Origin of the sequence: Agrobacterium burrii, assembly GCF_017313405.1 — a bacterium.
GTDB classification, from domain to species: Bacteria; Pseudomonadota; Alphaproteobacteria; order Rhizobiales; family Rhizobiaceae; genus Agrobacterium; species Agrobacterium burrii.
Genome location: NZ_JAFLNA010000005.1, coordinates 363,060 through 382,187, shown reverse-complemented (window position 1 = coordinate 382,187; position 19,128 = coordinate 363,060). Strand labels below are relative to the sequence as shown.

The window sequence follows — 19,128 nt, the reverse complement described above, 5'->3', positions numbered from 1 at the left end:
AAACTTGTTCGTTGTCTTGCTCATATCGGCTCCACTCTCTCAGAAGTTGGAGCCTCTGGCAAACCCGGTGCGGTTCAGGTTTTCGGACTTCTCGACGGCGAGGCCTCCGTATCCTACAATGGCTACGAAAAGTTTAGGGAATGTATCGATCCGTTTTTCGATGTGGAAAACCTCGAAGGAATTATGTTCCTAGCTGAGCACGAAGCCGAAAATATCCTGATTAACTACGCTGACATCGTGACGTATATCGAGAATGACGTGTCACTCCATGGTTTGGGCAAACGCTCGGCGTCGGACATCGACGACGGCATAGAAGAAATAGTGTACCCGCAATACTGGGCCGCTTTGTGCAAATACGTCAGCTATGAGAGGCACAAGGCGAAGCTAATGAGCGGCGCACTTGCCAACACGTTCTATGCAGATGCGTCCTCCTGGCGATCGATGAAGTCGATCAAGGATGCTGTAACTTCTAAGAACGGTGATTGGCGCGATTTCATGGTCCGGTTCAAAGAGATGCGCAATAGGACGGAAGGCTATCTGAACCAACTCGGCGATGAGGAGCGGAAGAAGGCTAGGCGACGTCTGGCAGACGGAAAAATCGCGCTGGCTAAGATTCAGAGCGTTTTTGGCCTTAAGGCGACATGGCAGGGCCATCTGGTTAAGGAGGTAGCTGCGAGTGCTTATTCAACCGACTTCCGCAAAAGCCTGTTCGACAAAACTGGAATAAAGACTTGAGGTGACAGCAAAGGCTGCCTGCCGCCTGTCAGAAGCCAATGATCGTTCGCTAGCACCGTGCCTCTTCTCCGCACTGACGTCGGTGCTGGTCGGACGTTTGCATCCTCCCAATCGAAACCAAAACCTTCGTTTCATAAACTGGACGTGCATGTCCGCAAGGTGCAACAGCGGGTCACATAAGGGTATACCTTCATGTGACGAGTCGGTAGTTACAGCCACCCATGTAACATCTGGGTTGACAGCGACTATTTGTGACAGGGTAGCGTCAAGCCTAAAGCTTGAGGTGACACATGGCTCGTATAGGGTACGCCCGCGTTAGTACGCTCGATCAGGATCTAGAAATTCAACAACAGCGGCTTATAGCCGAAGGCTGCCAAATCGTCCGGTGCGAAAAGGTTTCCGGTGAAAGCCGTCAAGGCCGAACCGAGTTGGCAACAATCATCGAGTTCTTGCGCGAAGATGACGAACTGATCGTCACACGCCTTGATCGCCTCGGCCGTGACACCCGTGACGTTTTGAATATCGTCCACGAATGCGAACAGCGCGGCGCATACGTCACTGTCCTCGAGCCACACGTCTCAACAAAAGGCGAAATGGGAAAAGTTATTTTGACCGTGCTCGGCATGGTGGCTCAGATGGAGCGACGATTCATCAAAGAGCGACAGCGCGAGGGCATCGAACGCGCGAAGAATCTTGGTATATACAAAGGTGGCAAGACACGTATCGACAGCAACCTCGTTGTGCAACTTCATAAACTTGGCGCTGGGCCAACTGCAATAGCGCGGGAGGTAAAGTGCTCACGCATGCAGGTATACCGGATACTATCGTCTTTAGTGCACCTCTGAAGGTGGCAAATCCGTTCCGCAAAACTAGACGCATGCCGTTAAGCAACGAGAAAGTGTGCCTGTTATTTTTTTGTACTTTTCAAGGTTGTATTTGTTTGCTATGGCCGCAGAGAATACACCCTGAAGATGCTAGTTTACTAAAAAAACAGGTTCCGGATGAATTCTCAGTTGCCCGCCCTCTCTTTTCAGACAAGCTTTACCTGCGTCCATCATCACAAGGGTTTGACGACAGGACTCAGGGTTCCCTCCTTTTTCGCTCGAATCGCATTTACCTTGGTTATGGCGGGTACAATTTCATTCGCAACCGTTCCGAGCTGGGCGCAAGAACCAACGACTAAAGGGCAAACCGACATTCGTGCCCCTTCCGATGTTCGGGTCGAGCATTTCGACGACTGGACGTTGCGATGCGTTGCACCGCCTGCGACAAATGGAAAACCAGCAACGTCACCCGCCTGTGAAATCGCTCAGCAACTCATGGTCAGCCAGAATGGCAAGCCTCTTGAGGTCCTAAACCTTGCCGTTTCCCGCGCCAACGACAAAGCAGGAAAAGCGGATTGGGCGCTGGTGGTTTTAACGCCGCTCGATGTTCATCTCGCATCGGATTTTGGTTTCGCGGCCGGCACAGCGAAACCTTCCCTGTTGAAATACCGCAACTGCAATCATCTTGGTTGTTTCGTCATCGTTCCGCTAGACCGCGACCGCCTCGCCCAGATGAAAAAAGCAGCCGACGGAACCGCCTATTTTCGCTTGCTCAACAGCCAGACCGTGAAGGCGTCTTTCTCACTGAAGGGGTTCACCAAAGCATTCGATGCACTGGCGTCGGGAGCAGTTCCTAGCACACAGGCGGTGAATGACGATAAGACTGCTCCTTCCAAGGCCGTGGATGGCGGCAATTGAAGGTCTTGCGTAGCTCCAGCCGTTTTTCCGGCCTTGCGTTATCCGCCGCGCTGCTTTCGCTCGCCGTGAAAACAGCGCCTGCCCATGCGCAAGGCGTTACAAACGACGCGGCACGTCAGGCGAACCAGATCGAAAGACAGCAGGCCGAACAGGATCGGCTTCGACAAGAAGAAATGTTGCGCAAGACCACGCGTGCGCCGCAGGGAAGGCCGACAACCGCTCCCGATACCGCCTCCTCCGCCCCCGGCGAAACTTGCCTGCCGGTCAGTCGTATTTCGGTAAGTGGAACAACGCTCGTCCCCGCCGCGACCGTTACGCACACTATACGCCGGTGGGAAGGACGATGCCTCGGGCTTGCCGAACTAAACAGCGTGCTGGAGGCACTGACCTACCTTTACGTCGAACGCGGCTATATCGCCTCGCGCGCCTATCTGCCGGAACAGGATTTGTCCGACGGTTCACTGGATATTTCCGTGATCGAAGGGAGCCTCGAAGATATCACCTTGAATGGCAAGGCACCCAGCGATAACCGCATCGCGACCGCATTTCCCGGCATACGTGGCGAGCCGGCCAATCTGCGCGATATTGAACAGGGCCTCGACCAGATCAATCGGCTACGCTCCAGCAAGGGCAAGATCGCGCTGCAATCCGGCAAGGGTCAGGGGGGCTCGGTTCTTGATGTGGCTGTAGAGCAGGCGCGTCCATGGCATGTAAGCCTGTCGGCGGACAATCTCGGCGGCAATGCGACCGGCATCTATCAGTCACGTGCGGATTTCGGGCTGGATAACATCTTCGGTGTCAACGACGAATGGCTCTTCGGCTACCAGCGCTCGATGGATCACCATCCGCTTTTTCTGTCGAGCGATCGTCCCAACAGCAACACGCTGACAGCAGCCGTTTCCGTACCTTACGGCTATTGGACTTTTGGGATCAATGGTTCCTGGAGCAACTACCACTCTACCCTTCAAGGGCCGCTATCCGCCATCGAGACATCCGGTGGTTCGCATTCGGTGGCTCCCTACGTCTCGCGCGTCCTTCACCGGGATCAGACATCGAAGACGTGGATGACCGGGCGTCTGACATGGAAGGAAACTGAAAACTTCCTGCTCGGTAGCCGCATCGACGTCTCAAGCCGTGTGCTTTCCGTCGCGACGGTGGAGCTTGGCCACTCCCGCCAGCTCCTCGGGGGACAGGCAAGCGTCAGCTTCGGCTATAATCGCGGTCTGGATATTTTAGGTGCATTCGACGATTCCACCGCACCTGCAGGTTCCCCGAAAGGCCAGTTCGAGACGCTTTCAGCTTCGCTCGGATATTTCCGGACGCAGGAGCTCGGGGCGGCGACGATGATCTTCAACACCAGCGTTACCGGCCAGTGGACCGACGACCTGCTGTTTGGCTCAGAGCAAATGTCGCTTGGCGGTTATTCAACAGTACGGGGTGCGCGCGAGGCAATTCTCTATTCCGGCAAGGCAATCCTGATGCGCAACGAACTTTCGGTTCTGTTACCGGAACTCAACGATGCCGAGGCCACCCGGATCATCGGACGATTGGAACCTTACGTCGCGCTGGATCTGGGACATAGTGCTGCCGACCCGTCCGGAACCGCACTCGGCGGAAATATCATCGGTGGTGCGATCGGTCTCCGAAATCGCGGCGGCCGCATCAATTTCGATGTGTCCTATGCCGACATTCTTTCCATGCCCGACCTGCCCAGTAGCCTTCGCCCGTCGTCAGGACTGGTACAGGCACGCCTGTCGGTTTCATTTTAGACTGCGAACTCTGCGCGTTCGTTCACTAGCCACCTTAGTATGGAGCAATGGCATGCCAAAATCGAAACTCGAAAAGCAGCGCAGAGTTGAACAACCGAACTCGCGTAGTTTGCGGTTTGGTATCATCGCCCGCAAATCCGTTGCGCTGACACTTAGCGCTATTCTTGCAACACAGCCGCTGATGTTGAAAGCGCAGGAAATCCGGGCTGATCAGGCAGCGGGCTTCGCAAACCAGCCCGGTATCGGCGCAACCGGCAATGGCGTTCCGCTGATCGATATCGTCACACCGAACGCTGCCGGCCTGTCTCACAATAAGTATGGCGACTTCAATGTCGGCCCGAATGGTGTCATCCTCAACAACTCCAATCAGGATTTGTTGCGCTCACAGCTTGGCGGCCTCATCCAGGGCAATGCCAATCTGCGCAATTCCGGCCCGGCCAGTGTCATTCTAAACGAGGTAACCGGCTCCAACCGCTCGCTTCTGCAAGGAGCTGTGGAGGTCCACGGCGGCGGTGCCAATGTCGTGATCGCCAATCCGAATGGGCTCACCTGCAATGGCTGCGGCTTCATCAATACACCACGCGTGACCCTATCGACCGGCACGCCGGAACTGGGACCAGACGGATCTTTGTCCGGTCTACGCGTAAATGGCGGTGACGTCCGCATCGGCGCAAATGGTGCCGACCTCGGCTCGGTCAATATCTTCGATATCGTTTCGCGCAAGATCGCCGTCGATGGCCCGGTCAGGGCTGGCGGCGAACTCAATCTCGTTGCGGGCCGCAACAGCTACGCCTATCAATCCGGGCTGGTGACACCAATGGCATCCGATGATGACGAACCGGCAATCGCCATCGATTCCTCGCTGCTGGGCGGCATGTATGCCGGCAGCATCAAGATCATTTCCACCGACAAAGGTGCCGGCGTCAAAATGTCCGGCGATATGGCCGCCAATGCCGGGGCAATGACGCTCAGCGCCGACGGCAAGCTCACACTCGGAAAAGCGCAAGCCAAGCAGGCAATCACAGCCAGATCCGCCAAGCAGGCGGTTACGGTTGAAAGCACGCTGTTCTCAGACGAAGCCATCGTGCTCGAAGGGTTGAGCGGCGTAAAACTGGCCGATAACGCCCTTGTCATCAGCAAAGGCAACGTCTCACTCAAGGGGGAGACCGTGTCGCTCGGCACGGATGCACTCGCGGCATCGGGAACTGACAGCGCCGGGCAGCAAACAGCCACCGGCACCCTGAACGTCGTGGCTTCGACACTAGAGGCAGGGAAGGGTCAACTTGCTGCCGGGGGTCTGCTGACAATCAAGGCTGATAACATCAATCTGACGCGCACAACCGATACCGGGCGCGACACGCTTCGGTCACTCTCTGACATCACGCTTGAGACAGATAACATTGTTGCAGTAAACGGGCGCATCACGGCTGGCGGCAATCTCACCGTTACATCAGTCGACCGTCTGACGATCAATAGCGGCCGTTACGTTTCGGGCGGCGCGCTTCTCGCAGAAGCTGCAAGCCTCACCTCCAGTGCCAGCCTCGCGGCGAAATCGTCGGCAACACTCAGAACTATAAGCGGCAATCTGGCAAATTCAGGCGAAATCGCCGGAAACGACGGTGCCATCCTCTCGTCAAAAGGGGACATCGAGAATTCGGGGCGCGTCGTTTCCACGGACAAGGTCACACTGACGGCGGATGGCGCGCTTCGAAACACGACGGCCGGACTTGTTGCCGCCAATGCAGGGGTGAAAGCGTCCGCCGGATCGATCATCAACGACGGTTCCATTGCCGCACAGGGAGGCACGCTCGACGTCGCCGCACAAACCGACATTACCAATGCCGGTACGCTGTTAAGCACCGCCTCCGCAACCGTCTCAGCCGGCGGGAATATCGGCAGTTCGGGTGAATTGCTGGTCGAAGATGCACTTTCATTGCAAGCCGCCAGTGGAACGATCACTAGCAACGGCACCATCAACGCCGGACGCGTGGATATGGAGGCGGCAGGGCTTGTTAATCAGGGTCTTTTGACCGCTCATGACCAGTCAATCGTCGCCGCTCTTTCCGGCAACTTCCAAAACTCCGGGAAAATCTCCGCGCGGAACGGGATCGGCCTTTCTATCGATGGCGATGCCACCATTTCCGGCAAGATAGAATCAAATGGCGCGCTGACACTAACGGGCCGAAACGATGGCCGGGCTGGAAACGTCAATGCTCAGGCAGGTGCGGTGCTTAACGGCAGCAGCGGGCTGGCGCTGCGGGCGGCATCCCTTGCCAATGCAGGTTCGGTCGGCTCAGCGAACGGGCCACTTCTCGCCGAGCTTGCGGGCAACCTTTCCAATACCGGACTGCTCTATTCCGGCACCTCCTCGGCCTATTCTCTGGATGGCAGCTTCACCAACATCAATGCCGATGTGCTGTCAGAGACCGATCTTGTCATCAAAGGTCTGACCGGCCTGCGCGCTGGTGCTTTGGACAACCGTTCCGGCACAATCGAGGCGGTGTCCGGTAACATGGCCCTGAACGTCGCTTCGCTCACCAACCGGAGGGAGGGCCTGACCGCGACCATTGATGAGACATCGCAATCCTCGGCATCCGGATCAACCACGACGACCACCGTTACAAAACGGGAAAAAGCAACGGCGAACGGACCCGCCTCCCAGCTTCTGGCGGGAGGCAAGATCGAAATCGACACTGGAGCGCTGACCAACAGCTACAGCCAGATCGCTGCCAATGGTGATATCGCGATTACGGCTGCTTCGATCATGAACGAAGGTCGTGACCTGATCGAAACCATCGAAACGACGGCGGTGACAGAGCACTCTGAACGCTATTGCGCGCGAAGAATTCTCGGCGTCTGCGTCGACCGCAAGACGCGTTACTGGACGACCACAGAGTCAGGCACATCCTCACGCACCTACGATTCCGTGTTCGGGACCATCGAGGCCGGCGGCACTCTCAGCGCCAATGTCAGCGGGTATCTCAACAACAACGCCGTGCGCGGTCAGGCAAGCCAGATCGGGCTTTCATCCGGTGATCGGGCATTGTCGGTCGCCGACGTCGCTTTCGCCTCGCAGGCAAGCAATCTTGCAAACATCTCGGCGCTTGATGTCAGCGTCAATTCGTTGATCGGACGGCAGGCCACGTTCCAGACGATTGCGGCTCCCAACATGCCGTTCCTGATCGAAACCCGATCCGAGTTCATCGATGCTTCCAAGTTCCTTGGTTCCGATTACTTCCTCAGCCACATCGGCGGCTACAATCCTGACCTGCCACTGAAGCGACTGGGCGATGCTTACGTCGAATATCGCCTTATCCGCGACCAGATATTCAATCTGACCGGTAGCCGCTCCTTCGGTTCCAGCCTCGATCCCTATCAACTCATACAGGCGCTCTATAACAACGCCATCGATGCCCAAAAGGAATTGGGGCTTACCTTCGGCGTCGCGCTGACACCGTCACAGATTGGTGCGCTGACCAAGGACATCGTCTGGCTGGAAAAGCAGACGGTGAATGGGCACGAGGTCATGGTCCCCCGCGTCTATCTGTCCCATTCGACTGCGGCCAACACCAGTCTGGCCAGCGCGCAGATCAAGGCCGGTCAGGCGACAATCGAAACGGCGGCGCTGACAAACTCGGGAACGATCTCCACCGTCGGCAACCTCTCCATCGATACCTCGGCGGCCCTCTTCAACAATGGAGGAAGCCTGTTTGCGGGCGCTGATATCGTCATCGATGCCGGCAGCATCTTCTCTAACCGTTCCGGCACGGTTTCGGGCCGCAACGTCACCGTTGAGGCAGACGCCGTCGTCAACGACACGGCGAAGGTTCGTGATGTCTATGCCAACGGTTTTGCCGACCGTGCCCAGCAAACGGCTCGTATCGAGGCACGTGAGGACCTGCTTCTCAAGGCATCCGGGTCGATCGTTTCCGAAGGCGGACAGTTTGTTGCCGGCGATGACATGACGCTGGATGCGGGCAGCGCGATCGAGATATCGGCGCTCGAACTGGAACGGTCCCGCGACGACAAGATCAAGGGCGGGTATGACCGGGCCTATAGCCTGACCAACACGCTGGCGGAACTACAGGCGGGCGGCAATCTCCTTATCGATGCCGGTGACGATCTCGCCCTTCGAGGCGTGACGGTGACGGGTGGCGAAGACGTCACCGTTCAGGCTGATGGCGACGTGACCATCGCCTCCGTGCAGAATCGCGAAAGCCGCGACCTGAAGCTCGACATCAAGACGGGCGGCTTCCTCGGCACCGAAACCAATATTCGTCGCCAGTCCTCTTCCGTGGACACCGAAGCGACGACGATCACGGCAGGAGGTGACCTCTCCGTTATCTCGGAAACCGGCGATGTGACGTTGCAGGCACCGCAGATAAAAAGCGGCGGAGAAACCCGCCTCGAAGCGGAAGAAGGCAAGGTCGCCCTTCTCACAAACACCGACCAGAGCTTCAAGCAGGATTTTAAGCGTGAGGAAGATCTGTTCTGGTGGAACGAGCGTGATCAGGGCAAGGCCGAAGAAACGATCCGCCATGTCGAGATCGAGGCAGGTGGCGGCCTGAAGATCGATGCCGGCAACGGGATTGTCATCGAATACCACAAGACCGGCAATCTAGAAGCCTCGCTCGATCAACTCTCGCAGTCCCCCGGCCTTTCCTGGGTCGGAGATATCCGCAACGACCCGGCTCTCGCCGGCAAGGTGGACTGGAAGGCCGTCGATGCTCAGTTCCAACAGTGGGACTACAAGTCTCAAGGACTGACTGAGGCCGGTGCGGCGCTGGTGACACTCATCACGGCCGCTCTCACAGGACCAATGACGGGCTTCACGTCAAGCCTTACCAGTTCCGTTGCCGGTTCACTTGGCTTGGCCGGCAATGCAGTTGCCGAAGCGGCTATTCAGGCGGGACTTCAAACGCTCATCAACAAGAGCGCAGTGGCACTGGTCAACAATCAGGGCGACATCGGTGCGGCCCTAAAGGAACTCGGTTCGTCTGCCAATATCCGCGCGTTGCTCACCTCCATGGTGGCTGCAGGACTGACGGTTCAGCTGGCCGACATGGCTGGTCTTGGGAATGAGCTCCCGGCAAACGCACCGTTGGCCGACCGGATCACCCAGGACATTCAGCAGGGCCTTATTCGCGCCACCGTCAAGGCGGGTGTTTCTACCGCCATCGAAGGCGGCAAGCTCGACCGAAACCTGCTTGATGCATTCAGGCTCGAAGCCGCAGCGGTTCTTAGCGAAAACATCGCGCAGGAAATCGGCAAGGCGTATCATACAGGAGAAATCGATAAGGTTTCCCAGATGATCGCACATGCGGCGCTTGGTTGTGCGGCTGGTGCAATTGCCGCTGGCGACTGCAAGTCTGGAGCGATCGGCGGCGTTGTCGGTGAAGTTACCGCAGAGCTGATTGAAAAGAGTATCCACAATGCGTTGACAGAACGCGATCTAACGCGTGACGAAGCGATAGTGCTCGTCAACAATTGGCGTGCAAGCGGCGTGGATGTCGCACGCGTCGCTGCTGGTCTTGCCGCCGCCCTTGCCGGAGGTAATGTTGATACCGGAGCCGACGCGGGCGGAAATGCCGCCGAAAACAACGCCTTCTGGATCCCTGTCATAATCGTAATTGGCGTTATATTAGAGGTGACCGACAAGGTTCTTGTGGCGTCGGATGCCGTTGATATCACCGTCGCAACGTACCAGTGCAACGCTGGCAGCCAGTCCGCATGCGATCAAGCCGTCTCCATGGCAAAACAGGCAGCGGTAGATGCAGGCATAGAGCTAACAATCGGTAGCGTCATTCCTGGGTCGAAGGCGGGTGCTGATCTACTGCGATGGGTTCGAAAAAATGCTGATGCCGATACGGTAAGAGCAATTGAAACTGCAACCGAAACAGCGTCAGCAAGTATCGGGGGTAAAACATGCGTTTACAGTTGCGTTGTAGATGGCGCGACAAGATATGTTGGCATCACAGATGATATCGCGCGCCGAGGCGCAGAGCATCTGCGCGAAAAGGGAATAAAGATCACGGAAATTCGCGGCTTGTCGAACCTTTCACGGGATGATGCCAGAGCAGTTGAGCAAACCCTCATTAATTATTACGGTTTAGGCAAAAATAATGGCGACCTGCTCAACAAAATAAACTCGATTTCGAAAACAAAAAATCCAACGGCCTACGAGCAAGCCCTAGTCCGTGGCAAAGAGCTTCTCGACAGAGTCGAATACCAATGGACGAAATAGATATGTTGCAACGTAAAACAGTGAAAATCGGCGATGTCTTCCAAATTCTGACTTCAGAAGGGATTTGTTATGGGCAGGTTACCCACACCCATCCGAAATGGAAATTTGTTGTCGCTGTCTTTAGACAGTTCTTTGCAAAAGAGCCGGAGGATTTTTCTTCTTTGGTCTGCCAAGATCCGCAATTTATCACAACATTTCTTATACAAGATGCAGTTCGACAAGGGCTATTTACGCTAGTCGCAAATGTTCCGGTTTCAGAAAAATTAGAGAATTTCCCGATTTTTCGTGGAACCAATAATCTCAAAGGGGACGATACTCTTTGGTTTTTCTGGGATGGAGAAAAAGAATGGCGGGTAAAACGCCCTCTCACGAACGAGGAAAAGAAATATCCAGAAGGACCTTCTCTTCCTAGCGCTCCACTACTCATCGAGATGATTGAGAAAAACTATCGAGTTGAAAAAGACTACATATAATTTACTTTTTCGACTGCCAGATGAAATTACAACTACGACCGGAGAAATATCAATGTCGGTGTAGCTTTCACTTTCTCGCCTTGAACCCTCAGCAAGGCCTCTCAAACATTCAACGATGCAAACTTGCCAATTGGTCAGAGCTTTTAGTGTCCGCTCGCGCCTTATCGAGAACGTCGGCCCACCACTGCATCATCTTCACTCGCTCGTCCCAATATGTGGCCCGATTGTAGATACGTCTAACGGCCCGCGTATCGAGATGCGCAAGCTGAGCTTCGATAGCATCGATGCTGAACTCTCCAGACTCGTTCAATATGCTGCTGGCGGAAGAACGAAAGCCGTGCGCGGTATGCTGGGCCTCAGTCACCCCCATGCGCCGCAGAGCTGAATTCATGGAGTTCTCGGATAGAACCTTCTTGCCGGACATCATTGAAGGGAAGACATAGGGCTTATCGTCAAACAGCTCCTTCATCTCCGTGAGAACTTCCACTGCTTGTGTTGAAAGCGGCACATGATGCTCTCTGCGCATTTTGGTTTTCTGTGCGGGTATGGTCCAAACTAACTTATCAAAATCTAACTCCGTCCACTCCATCGAGCGCGTCTCACCGGGATGGGCAAAACACAAGGCTTGGATTTTCAATGCGGCAACCAAAGAAGGCCAGCCCTCGTAACCGTAAATCGCACGCATCAGGCCGCCCATCTCAGCCTTCGTCGTTAATGCGGCATGGTTGACCGGCACGTGGCGTTGGAGAGCCCCCCGTAGCGCCGACGTCGGGTCGTTCTCGGCCCTTGACGTTGCGATGGCATATCGGAACACACGACCAATGGCAGCGCGCGTTGCCAATGCACTTTCCACTCGCCCGCTCTTTTCGATGGTGGTCAACACCGCAAGAACATCACGCGCGGTAATCTGGGTGACCGGATAAGGTCCAAGCTTTGCTGCGAGATCCTTCAACATCCATTTATTCTTCGTGATGGTCGGCTCTGCACGCTTGTCGCGTTTCAGCTTCTCAATGAATTCATCCGCAATGACACCGGTCCAAACCTTCAGCCAGCTTCTTCTTGGCCTCGTCGCGCAATCGACGGGCATCCGCCAGCCCAACCGTTGGGTACGCCCCAATCGTAAGAGTTTTTCGCTTTCCGAAAAAATCGTAATCGAAGCGCCAAGACTTTCCCCCAGCAACCGAAATGTAGAGGTAAAGCCCCTTCTCATCAGACAGCTTGCACGGCTTGCTGTCGGCTTTGGCATTCTTAAACCTGAATGTCTGTCAGTGCCATTTTACGGTATCGGCTTCCCACCACGATGACGAATACCGTGATTTTTACCGACAAAATTGCTGGATGTCACTGCATACCGTTGCACGATCTTACGCGCACACGAGGCAAAAGCGCTGAAAAATCAGCGCTTGTTGGACGTCGTTGATCTTGTTGGAAAGGTCGCTGGAGCGGGTGAAGGGAATCGAACCCTCGTATTCAGCTTGGGAAGCTGCTGCTCTACCATTGAGCTACACCCGCACCGTGAAATAAGACATCGGACAGTTCGCATCGGGTGTCAAGCACCCGGCAGGCTCATTATTCCGCGCGGAAATGCTTGGAAAGTTTCAGGCCCTGCGCCTGGTAGTTGGAGCCGAGACCCGTGCCGTAGAGGCCCTCTGGTTTGTGCAGCATGTGCTCGTAAACCAGACGGCCGACGATCTGGCCGTGTTCGAGGATGAAGGGCACCTCGTGGCTGCGCACCTCCAGCACGGCGCGGCTGCCGGTGCCGCCGGCCTGCGCGTGGCCGAAGCCGGGATCGAAGAAGCCGGCGTAGTGCACGCGGAACTCGCCCACCAAGGGGTCGAAGGGGGTCATTTCAGCCGCGTAGAGCGGAGGAACGTGCACGGCTTCGCGCGAAACGAGAATGTAGAACTCATCCGGATCGAGGATCAGTTCGGCGCGGCCGCGCGCATAAAGCGGCTCCCAGAAATCGAGCACGTCGTGCTGGGCCTTTTTGTCGACATCCACCACCGCCGTGTGATGCTTGCCGCGATAGCCGATCAGCCCATTGTCGCCAAAACCCTTGAGATCGATGGAAAGGGCGATGCCGCCACCGGTGACGTTGGGCGTTTCGCTGGCAACCAGCGTTTCCGTTTCGTGCAGCTTCAGAAGCTCATTTTCGTTGAGCAGCGAATGGCCGATGCGGAAGCGGATCTGCGACAGGCGCGAGCCGCGGCGCACCACCACTGGGAAGGTGCGCGGGCTGATTTCCAGATAAAGCGGGCCGGCATATCCCGCCGGTATCTTGTCGAATTCCTGCGCGTTGTCGGTCATCACGCGGGTGAAAATATCGAGACGACCGGTCGAGCTTTTGGGATTGGCCGAAGCCGACATCTCCGCCGGCAGTTCCAGGCTTTCCATCAGCGGAACGATATAAACGCAACCGGTTTCCAGCACTGCGCCGTTGCTGAGGTCGATCTCGTGCAGGCTGAAGCGGTTGAGCTTGTCGATGACGCGGGTTCCAGGGCCGGGCATGAAGCTGGCGCGCACGCGATAGGCTTTTGAACCCAACCGCAGATCGAGGCTGGCGGGCTGCACCTGGTCAATATCGAGCTCGGCCTCGCTTTTCAGCTTGCCGCCCGCAAACAGCGCCCGGATAGCGCCATCCGCCAAAATGCCCGTGGTTCTCGTCATGGTCATCATTCCTTTTGACCGCGACAAAACCAAAAGGAAGGCATTGACGCAAGCGGGTAACGGCAGTATGGCAATCTTATCCCGTGGTGATTTGGCCGGTCGGCTTGCAGCCACGTTAAATAAGTGGCTAAAAAGACCGGGTGCTTGGAACCGGTCTGCTTTTGCGGCCGGTTTTTTTGTTTTGAAGGTGATCACATGAGCAATAAATGGCGCCCGGCAACCCAGCTCGTTCACGGCGGTACGCTACGCTCCCCCTATGGTGAAACGTCGGAAGCAATCTATCTGACCCAGGGTTTCGTCTACGAAAACTCCGAAGCCGCCGAAGCGCGCTTCAAGGGTGAAACGGACGGCTTCATCTACGCCCGTTATGCAAGCCCGACCAATGACATGTTCGAAAAGCGCATGTGCCTGCTGGAAGGTGCGGAAGATGCGCGCGCGCTTGCCTCCGGCATGGCCGCCGTCACCGCCGCCATCATGTGCCAGCTGCGCGCCGGCGACCATATCGTTGCCGCACGCGCCCTTTTCGGCTCCTGCCGCTGGGTGGTTGAGACGCTTGCTCCGAAATACGGCATCGAATGCACGCTGATCGACGGCCGCGATCTCGGCAATTGGGAAAAGGCGATCCAGCCGAATACCAAGTTGTTCTTCCTTGAAAGCCCGACCAATCCGACACTCGAAGTGGTGGATATTGCCGGCGTGGCGAAGCTTGCCAACCAGATTGGCGCTAAAGTCGTGGTCGATAATGTGTTTGCGACGCCGCTCTTCCAGAAGCCGCTCGAGCTCGGCGCCCATATCGTGGTTTATTCGGCGACCAAACATATTGATGGTCAGGGCCGTTGCCTCGGCGGCGTGATCCTTTCCGACAAGAAGTGGATCGAGGAAGAGTTGCAGGACTATTTCCGCCACACCGGTCCGGCCATGTCGCCGTTCAACGCGTGGACGCTGCTGAAGGGCATCGAGACCCTGCCGCTGCGCGTCAAGCAGCAGACGGAAAATGCCGCAAAGATCGCCGATTTCCTCGCCGATAGCGGCAAGGTCGCCAAGGTCATCTATCCCGGCCGCGCCGATCACCCGCAGGCCGATATTATTGCGCGGCAGATGTCCGGCGGCTCGACACTGGTGGCTTTCGAACTGAAGGGCGGCAAGGATGCGGCTTTTGCGCTGCAGAACGCGCTGGAGATCGTCAAGATTTCCAACAATCTGGGCGATGCCAAGAGCCTGATCACCCACCCCGGCACCACGACGCACAAGAACCTTTCCGATGAGGCGCGCGCGGAACTGGGCATTTCCGGTGGAACCTTGCGTCTTTCCTGCGGTATCGAGGATACGGACGACCTGCTGGAAGATCTGGCGAAGGGGCTGGCAGCCGTTTCCGCCTGAAAATTCAATCCATAAGCGCCATGGCCCTACCCTGCGTCGGGCCATGGTGCAGCCGGCACCGCAAGGGGCAAAATCCTGTGGCGGGCAACCAATATTTACCTTTACCGTTATCCCTAACGGTGGAAAACGGCGCAACAACAGGTGGCGCCTGCCCGTCAAGCCATTCATTTTCTTGACGATCGCCAGAGCCTATAGTGTAGGATAATGGCAGCAGGCATAATATCGAGGTGTGGCGCGTATGTATCGTGCTCTGACAAGGGATATCGAGGTAACGGTCGATCCGTATTATCTCGAAGAACAATCCGACCCGGATGACGATCGTTACGTCTGGGGCTATAAAGTCGTGATCTCGAACAACTCCGACATGACGGTGACACTCGTCAATCGCTATTGGCATATCACCGATCAGAACGGCCAGGTGGATGAAGTATACGGACCGGGCGTCGTCGGCGAGCAGCCGCACCTGAACCCCGGCGACAGCTATGAGTACTCCTCCGGCTGTCCGCTGGATACGCCTTCAGGCCTGATGTTCGGCCATTATGAAATGGAAACGGAAAAGGGCGAGGTGTTCAATGTCACCATACCCGCCTTTTCGCTGGATTCGCCCGGGCTTTTGCGGGTGTTGAACTGAGACTCCCGAGCAGTTGAGAAGCCGCACCTTTTAAGGGCGCGGCTTTTTTATTCAGACGTTTTCAAACTCGCTGACATCGTAGCGATAGGTGGTGGAGCAGAACTCGCAGGTCACCGCGATTGCGCCGTCTTCCTCACTCGCCTTGATCTCTTCAGCGGTGAAGCCGGACAGAACGCCCTTGATCTTGTCCCGCGAACAGCTGCAACGATCGAAAATGACCTGCGGATCATAGATGCGCACGCCACTCTCATGGAAAAGCCTGTAGAGCAGACGCTCCACCGGCACCTGCGGATCGGTCAACTCGTCGGTATCCACCGTGTTCAGCAGCGACACCGCCTCAGTCCAGGCATCGTCCTCCGCCACGTCGTAATTGCCCTCGTCGCCGTCGCCTCCGTGAAGGTCGCGCATGCGCAGACGCTCCGGCGCCTGGGGCAGGAACTGGGCAATCACGCCGCCGGCACGCCAGCCATGGCGCGGCTTGCCTTCACCGTCACGGTCGAAGAACTCGGCAACGCCGAGGCGCACGCGGGTTGGAAGCTGTTCCGACTGACGGAAATAAACCCCGGCGATTTCTTCCAGCGACGAGCCATCCAGTGGAACGATGCCCTGATAGGGCTGCATACCCATACCCTGATCGATCGTGAATGCGAGAATACCGTTGCCCAGCAATTGCTCGGGCGAGGTGGCGTCGGCAGCGATCGCCTCGGCCAGTCGCTCTTCATCAAAACGGGCATAGGCGCGCATGCTCTCCGGCGCGGTAAAATCCGCCACCAGAAGATCGACCGGGCCATCGCCCTTGGTCTGCACGGTCAGCTTGCCGGAAAACTTCAGGGATGTGCCGATCAGCGCCGTCAGAACCGTCGCTTCCGCCAGCAGGCGGGCGACAACTGTGGGATAGTCGTGCCGTTCGAGGATGGCGTTCAGCAGCGGCCCGACCTGCACGGCGCGGCCGCGCACATCCAGACCTTCGACCTGAAAGGGTACGACCTTGTCGTCGCCAGCAAGAACGAGATCGTCCAGTTCAACCGTTACATCTGCCATATCATAACTCCCTGGCGCAGCCGTTGCGCCGCTACCGTCCAAAAGTCCGGCTTTTTGAATGTGCTTTTTTCGCTTGTCGCACAGAGATCCGGGAAGCGAAACCGCCTCCGGGGGAAATCCTGCAAATCTTGATGATGGCCCGCCAGCAAAAAACCGACGAGCCTCTTCGAAGTCCCACAGATGGTAATGTATGCAGCCAAGTTCAAGCACCCGGCCAGGCCTCGGTCGAAACCGGCGCTGGTCGTCAGATGACGCCCATGCACCAGGCGATAACGGACTTCTGTGCATGGAGCCGGTTTTCCGCCTCATCGAAGACCACCGATTGCGGCCCGTCGATGACGCCATCCGTCACTTCCTCGCCACGATGCGCCGGCAGGCAGTGCATGAACAGCGCATCCTTATCAGCCTTGGCCATCAGCGCTTCATTCACCTGATACGGCTGGAAGATGTTGTGGCCGCGCGCCTTGTGTTCCTGATTCATGGACACCCAGGTGTCGGTGACGATACAATCAGCCCCGGCAACCGCCTTGTCGGCATCATGATAAAGCGCGATCTCGCCGCCATTGTTGCGCGCCCAGTTCAGGAACTTGTCGTGCGGCTCAGAGCCCATGGGCACCGCCATATTCATGCGGTAACCGAAGCGGGCCGAGCCTTCAACGAAAGAATGCAGCACGTTATTGCCGTCACCGGTCCAGGCGATTGTCTTGCCTTTGACCGGGCCGCGATGTTCCTCGAACGTCAATATGTCCGCCATGATCTGGCAGGGATGGGTGTCATCCGTCAGGCCGTTGATAACAGGCACGGTCGCGTGTTCGGCAAGCTCAAGCAGGCGCGAATGATCCGTGGTGCGGATCATGATGGCGTCGACATAACGCGACAGTACCTTGGCCGTATCGCCGATCGTTTCGGCGCGGCCGAGCTGCATTTCCGTGCCCGACAGGAAGAGTGTTTCGCCGCCGAGCTGGCGCATGCCGACATCAAAGGAGACGCGGGTGCGGGTGGACGGCTTTTCAAAGATCATCGCCAGCATCTTGCCGGCAAGCGGCTTTTCAGCCGTGCCGGCCTTGGTGGCAATCTTGCGCGTGTGCGCATCATCAAGAATCGCCCGCAAATCCTCCGACCCGACGGCCGAAAGGTCTAGAAAATGTTTTGGTGAAGCCATTTCAAACAGTCCCATGCTCGCGAGCCTCCGGAAAGAGGCCCGCCCTTGATTGGTTTCAGGCGATTTTCGCCTGTTTCGCTGTCAGGGAGGCGGCAGCCGCTTCCACTCGCGCCAGCCCTTCGCGGGCCTCTTCCGCCGTGGTGACGAGCGGCGGCAGAAGACGGATGACGTTGTCACCTGCCGGCACGCCGAGCAGGTGCTCCGCGCGCATGGCCTGCAGCAAATCGCCCGAAGGAACCTTCGCCTTGATGCCCATCAGCAGGCCTTCGCCACGGATTTCCTCGATCACATCAGGATAACGATCCTTGAGCGACGCCAGCCCCTGACGGAAGACCAGCGCGACATCACGAACCTTTTCCAGAAAACCGTCGGCCAGAACGACGTCCAGCACGGCATTGCCAACTGCCATAGCCAGCGGATTGCCGCCATAGGTGGTGCCGTGCACACCCGCCGTCATGCCAGAGGCGGCGTCCGCTGTCGCAAGGCAGGCCCCTAGCGGGAAACCGCCGCCGATACCCTTGGCAACCGCCATGATATCCGGCGCAACGCCGGTCTGCTCATAGGCAAACAGCTTACCTGTGCGGCCGACACCTGTCTGGACTTCATCGAAAATCAGGAGCAGGCCGTGCTCGTCGCACAATCCACGCAGGATTTGCAGGAATTCCTTGCTCGGCGCGCGAATACCACCCTCGCCCTGAATAGGCTCGATCAAAAGCGCTGCCGTCTCAGTCGTGATGGCGGCCTTCAAGGCATCGATATCGGCGAAAGGAACCTGATCGAAACCTTCGACCTTGGGGCCAAAACCTTCGAGATATTTCTGCTGACCGCCGGCAGCGATCGTCGCCAGCGTGCGGCCATGGAAGGCGCCTTCGAAGGTGACGATGCGGAACTTTTCCGGATGACCCTTTGAATAATGATAACGGCGCGCCGTCTTAATGGCGCATTCCAGCGCTTCAGCACCGGAATTGGTGAAGAACACCTTGTCTGCGAAGGTTGCCTCCGTCAGCCGCTTGGCGAGCTTTTCCTGCCCCGGCACTTCATAGAGGTTCGAGACGTGCCAGACCTTCTCGGCCTGCGTCTTGATTGCTTCCACGAGGTGCGGATGGGCGTGGCCCAGCGAATTGACCGCAACACCGGCTGCAAAATCCAGATATCGTTCGCCACTCTCCGTGAACAGCCAGACGCCTTCACCGCGCTCGAAGCGCAGGGGGGCTCTTGAAAACGTATCAAACAATGGCGCGCCGGCTTCGGCCATGGCTGTATCACTCCTTGCGCGGATGCGCT

Annotated in this window: 14 protein-coding genes, 1 tRNA gene and 1 riboswitch; of the genes, 8 read left to right on the top strand and 7 right to left on the bottom strand. The window is 57.0% G+C overall.

Translation table 11 applies throughout. The features are described from left to right. The 6 genes from JZX89_RS12680 to JZX89_RS12655 all read left to right on the top strand — a co-directional run. Positions 1-735: hypothetical protein (locus JZX89_RS12680; RefSeq protein ID WP_207134220.1), on the top strand; the 735-nt coding region annotated here is incomplete at its 5' end. 290 nt (positions 736-1,025) lie between these two features. Then, positions 1,026-1,580 (top strand): recombinase family protein, encoded by a 555-nt coding sequence (locus JZX89_RS12675; protein WP_207134219.1) that lies wholly within the window; start codon positions 1,026-1,028, stop codon positions 1,578-1,580. Between the two features lie 156 nt (positions 1,581-1,736). After that, positions 1,737-2,477, top strand: a complete 741-nt coding sequence (locus JZX89_RS12670; protein WP_207134218.1) for an invasion associated locus B family protein — start codon at positions 1,737-1,739, stop codon at positions 2,475-2,477. Next, on the top strand, positions 2,474-4,246 hold the full coding sequence (locus tag JZX89_RS12665; RefSeq protein WP_174374187.1) for a ShlB/FhaC/HecB family hemolysin secretion/activation protein: 1,773 nt from the start codon (positions 2,474-2,476) through the stop codon (positions 4,244-4,246). The genes JZX89_RS12670 and JZX89_RS12665 overlap by 4 nt, the downstream gene beginning before the upstream one ends. Before the next feature lie 52 nt (positions 4,247-4,298). Beyond that, positions 4,299-10,490: a two-partner secretion domain-containing protein gene (locus tag JZX89_RS12660; protein ID WP_207134217.1), complete on the top strand. Its 6,192-nt coding sequence runs from the start codon at positions 4,299-4,301 to the stop codon at positions 10,488-10,490. Further along, on the top strand, positions 10,478-10,963 hold the full coding sequence (locus JZX89_RS12655; RefSeq protein WP_153515146.1) for an Imm26 family immunity protein: 486 nt from the start codon (positions 10,478-10,480) through the stop codon (positions 10,961-10,963). The genes JZX89_RS12660 and JZX89_RS12655 overlap by 13 nt, the downstream gene beginning before the upstream one ends. A 109-nt stretch (positions 10,964-11,072) precedes the next feature. Here JZX89_RS12655 and JZX89_RS28965 read toward each other — a convergent pair whose 3' ends face one another. From JZX89_RS28965 to JZX89_RS12640, 4 genes are all read right to left on the bottom strand, one after another. Continuing rightward, positions 11,073-12,050 carry a tyrosine-type recombinase/integrase gene (locus tag JZX89_RS28965; protein WP_371418871.1) on the bottom strand — a complete coding sequence of 326 codons (978 nt, stop codon included), beginning with the start codon at positions 12,048-12,050 and terminating at the stop codon, positions 11,073-11,075. Continuing rightward, positions 11,980-12,150, bottom strand: a complete 171-nt coding sequence (locus JZX89_RS28550) for an Arm DNA-binding domain-containing protein (protein ID WP_336510802.1) — start codon at positions 12,148-12,150, stop codon at positions 11,980-11,982. The genes JZX89_RS28965 and JZX89_RS28550 overlap by 71 nt, the downstream gene beginning before the upstream one ends. A 251-nt stretch (positions 12,151-12,401) precedes the next feature. Next, positions 12,402-12,475 (bottom strand) — tRNA-Gly (locus JZX89_RS12645). A 57-nt stretch (positions 12,476-12,532) separates the two neighbouring features. Next, positions 12,533-13,630 (bottom strand): 2'-deoxycytidine 5'-triphosphate deaminase, encoded by a 1,098-nt coding sequence (locus tag JZX89_RS12640; RefSeq protein ID WP_153515147.1) that lies wholly within the window; start codon positions 13,628-13,630, stop codon positions 12,533-12,535. Between the two features lie 73 nt (positions 13,631-13,703). Then, positions 13,704-13,782: riboswitch (SAM riboswitch) on the top strand. A gap of 43 nt (positions 13,783-13,825) precedes the next feature. Between JZX89_RS12640 and JZX89_RS12635 the strand changes: the two genes are divergently transcribed. Together JZX89_RS12635 and apaG are read left to right on the top strand one after the other, a co-directional pair. Further along, a complete protein-coding gene (locus JZX89_RS12635; RefSeq protein ID WP_149898477.1) occupies positions 13,826-15,010 on the top strand; it encodes an O-succinylhomoserine sulfhydrylase in 1,185 nt (394 codons plus the stop codon). Positions 15,011-15,248: 238 nt separating this feature from the next. Continuing rightward, a complete protein-coding gene (gene apaG / locus JZX89_RS12630) occupies positions 15,249-15,641 on the top strand; it encodes a Co2+/Mg2+ efflux facilitator ApaG/CorD (RefSeq protein WP_046799401.1) in 393 nt (130 codons plus the stop codon). Positions 15,642-15,692: 51 nt separating this feature from the next. Here the strand turns inward: apaG and JZX89_RS12625 are convergent, their stop codons facing one another. The 3 genes from JZX89_RS12625 to JZX89_RS12615 form a co-directional block, all read right to left on the bottom strand. Continuing rightward, positions 15,693-16,682, bottom strand: a complete 990-nt coding sequence (locus JZX89_RS12625; RefSeq protein WP_207134216.1) for an Hsp33 family molecular chaperone — start codon at positions 16,680-16,682, stop codon at positions 15,693-15,695. 244 nt (positions 16,683-16,926) lie between these two features. Further along, positions 16,927-17,844 carry an ornithine carbamoyltransferase gene (gene argF / locus JZX89_RS12620; RefSeq protein ID WP_149898475.1) on the bottom strand — a complete coding sequence of 306 codons (918 nt, stop codon included), beginning with the start codon at positions 17,842-17,844 and terminating at the stop codon, positions 16,927-16,929. A gap of 55 nt (positions 17,845-17,899) precedes the next feature. Then, on the bottom strand, positions 17,900-19,099 hold the full coding sequence (locus JZX89_RS12615) for an aspartate aminotransferase family protein (RefSeq protein ID WP_153515148.1): 1,200 nt from the start codon (positions 19,097-19,099) through the stop codon (positions 17,900-17,902). Positions 19,100-19,128 lie beyond the last annotated feature (29 nt).

Coding starts and splice junctions, on each gene's coding strand:
- JZX89_RS12625 (WP_207134216.1), bottom strand. CDS start 16,682: ATGGCAGATGTAACGGTTGAACTGGACGATCTCGTTCTTGCTGGCGAC.
- JZX89_RS12640 (WP_153515147.1), bottom strand. CDS start 13,630: ATGACGAGAACCACGGGCATTTTGGCGGATGGCGCTATCCGGGCGCTG.
- JZX89_RS12670 (WP_207134218.1), top strand. CDS start 1,737: ATGAATTCTCAGTTGCCCGCCCTCTCTTTTCAGACAAGCTTTACCTGC.
- JZX89_RS12615 (WP_153515148.1), bottom strand. CDS start 19,099: ATGGCCGAAGCCGGCGCGCCATTGTTTGATACGTTTTCAAGAGCCCCC.
- apaG (WP_046799401.1), top strand. CDS start 15,249: ATGTATCGTGCTCTGACAAGGGATATCGAGGTAACGGTCGATCCGTAT.
- JZX89_RS12655 (WP_153515146.1), top strand. CDS start 10,478: ATGGACGAAATAGATATGTTGCAACGTAAAACAGTGAAAATCGGCGAT.
- JZX89_RS12675 (WP_207134219.1), top strand. CDS start 1,026: ATGGCTCGTATAGGGTACGCCCGCGTTAGTACGCTCGATCAGGATCTA.
- argF (WP_149898475.1), bottom strand. CDS start 17,844: ATGGCTTCACCAAAACATTTTCTAGACCTTTCGGCCGTCGGGTCGGAG.
- JZX89_RS28965 (WP_371418871.1), bottom strand. CDS start 12,050: ATGCCCGTCGATTGCGCGACGAGGCCAAGAAGAAGCTGGCTGAAGGTT.
- JZX89_RS12635 (WP_149898477.1), top strand. CDS start 13,826: ATGAGCAATAAATGGCGCCCGGCAACCCAGCTCGTTCACGGCGGTACG.
- JZX89_RS12660 (WP_207134217.1), top strand. CDS start 4,299: ATGCCAAAATCGAAACTCGAAAAGCAGCGCAGAGTTGAACAACCGAAC.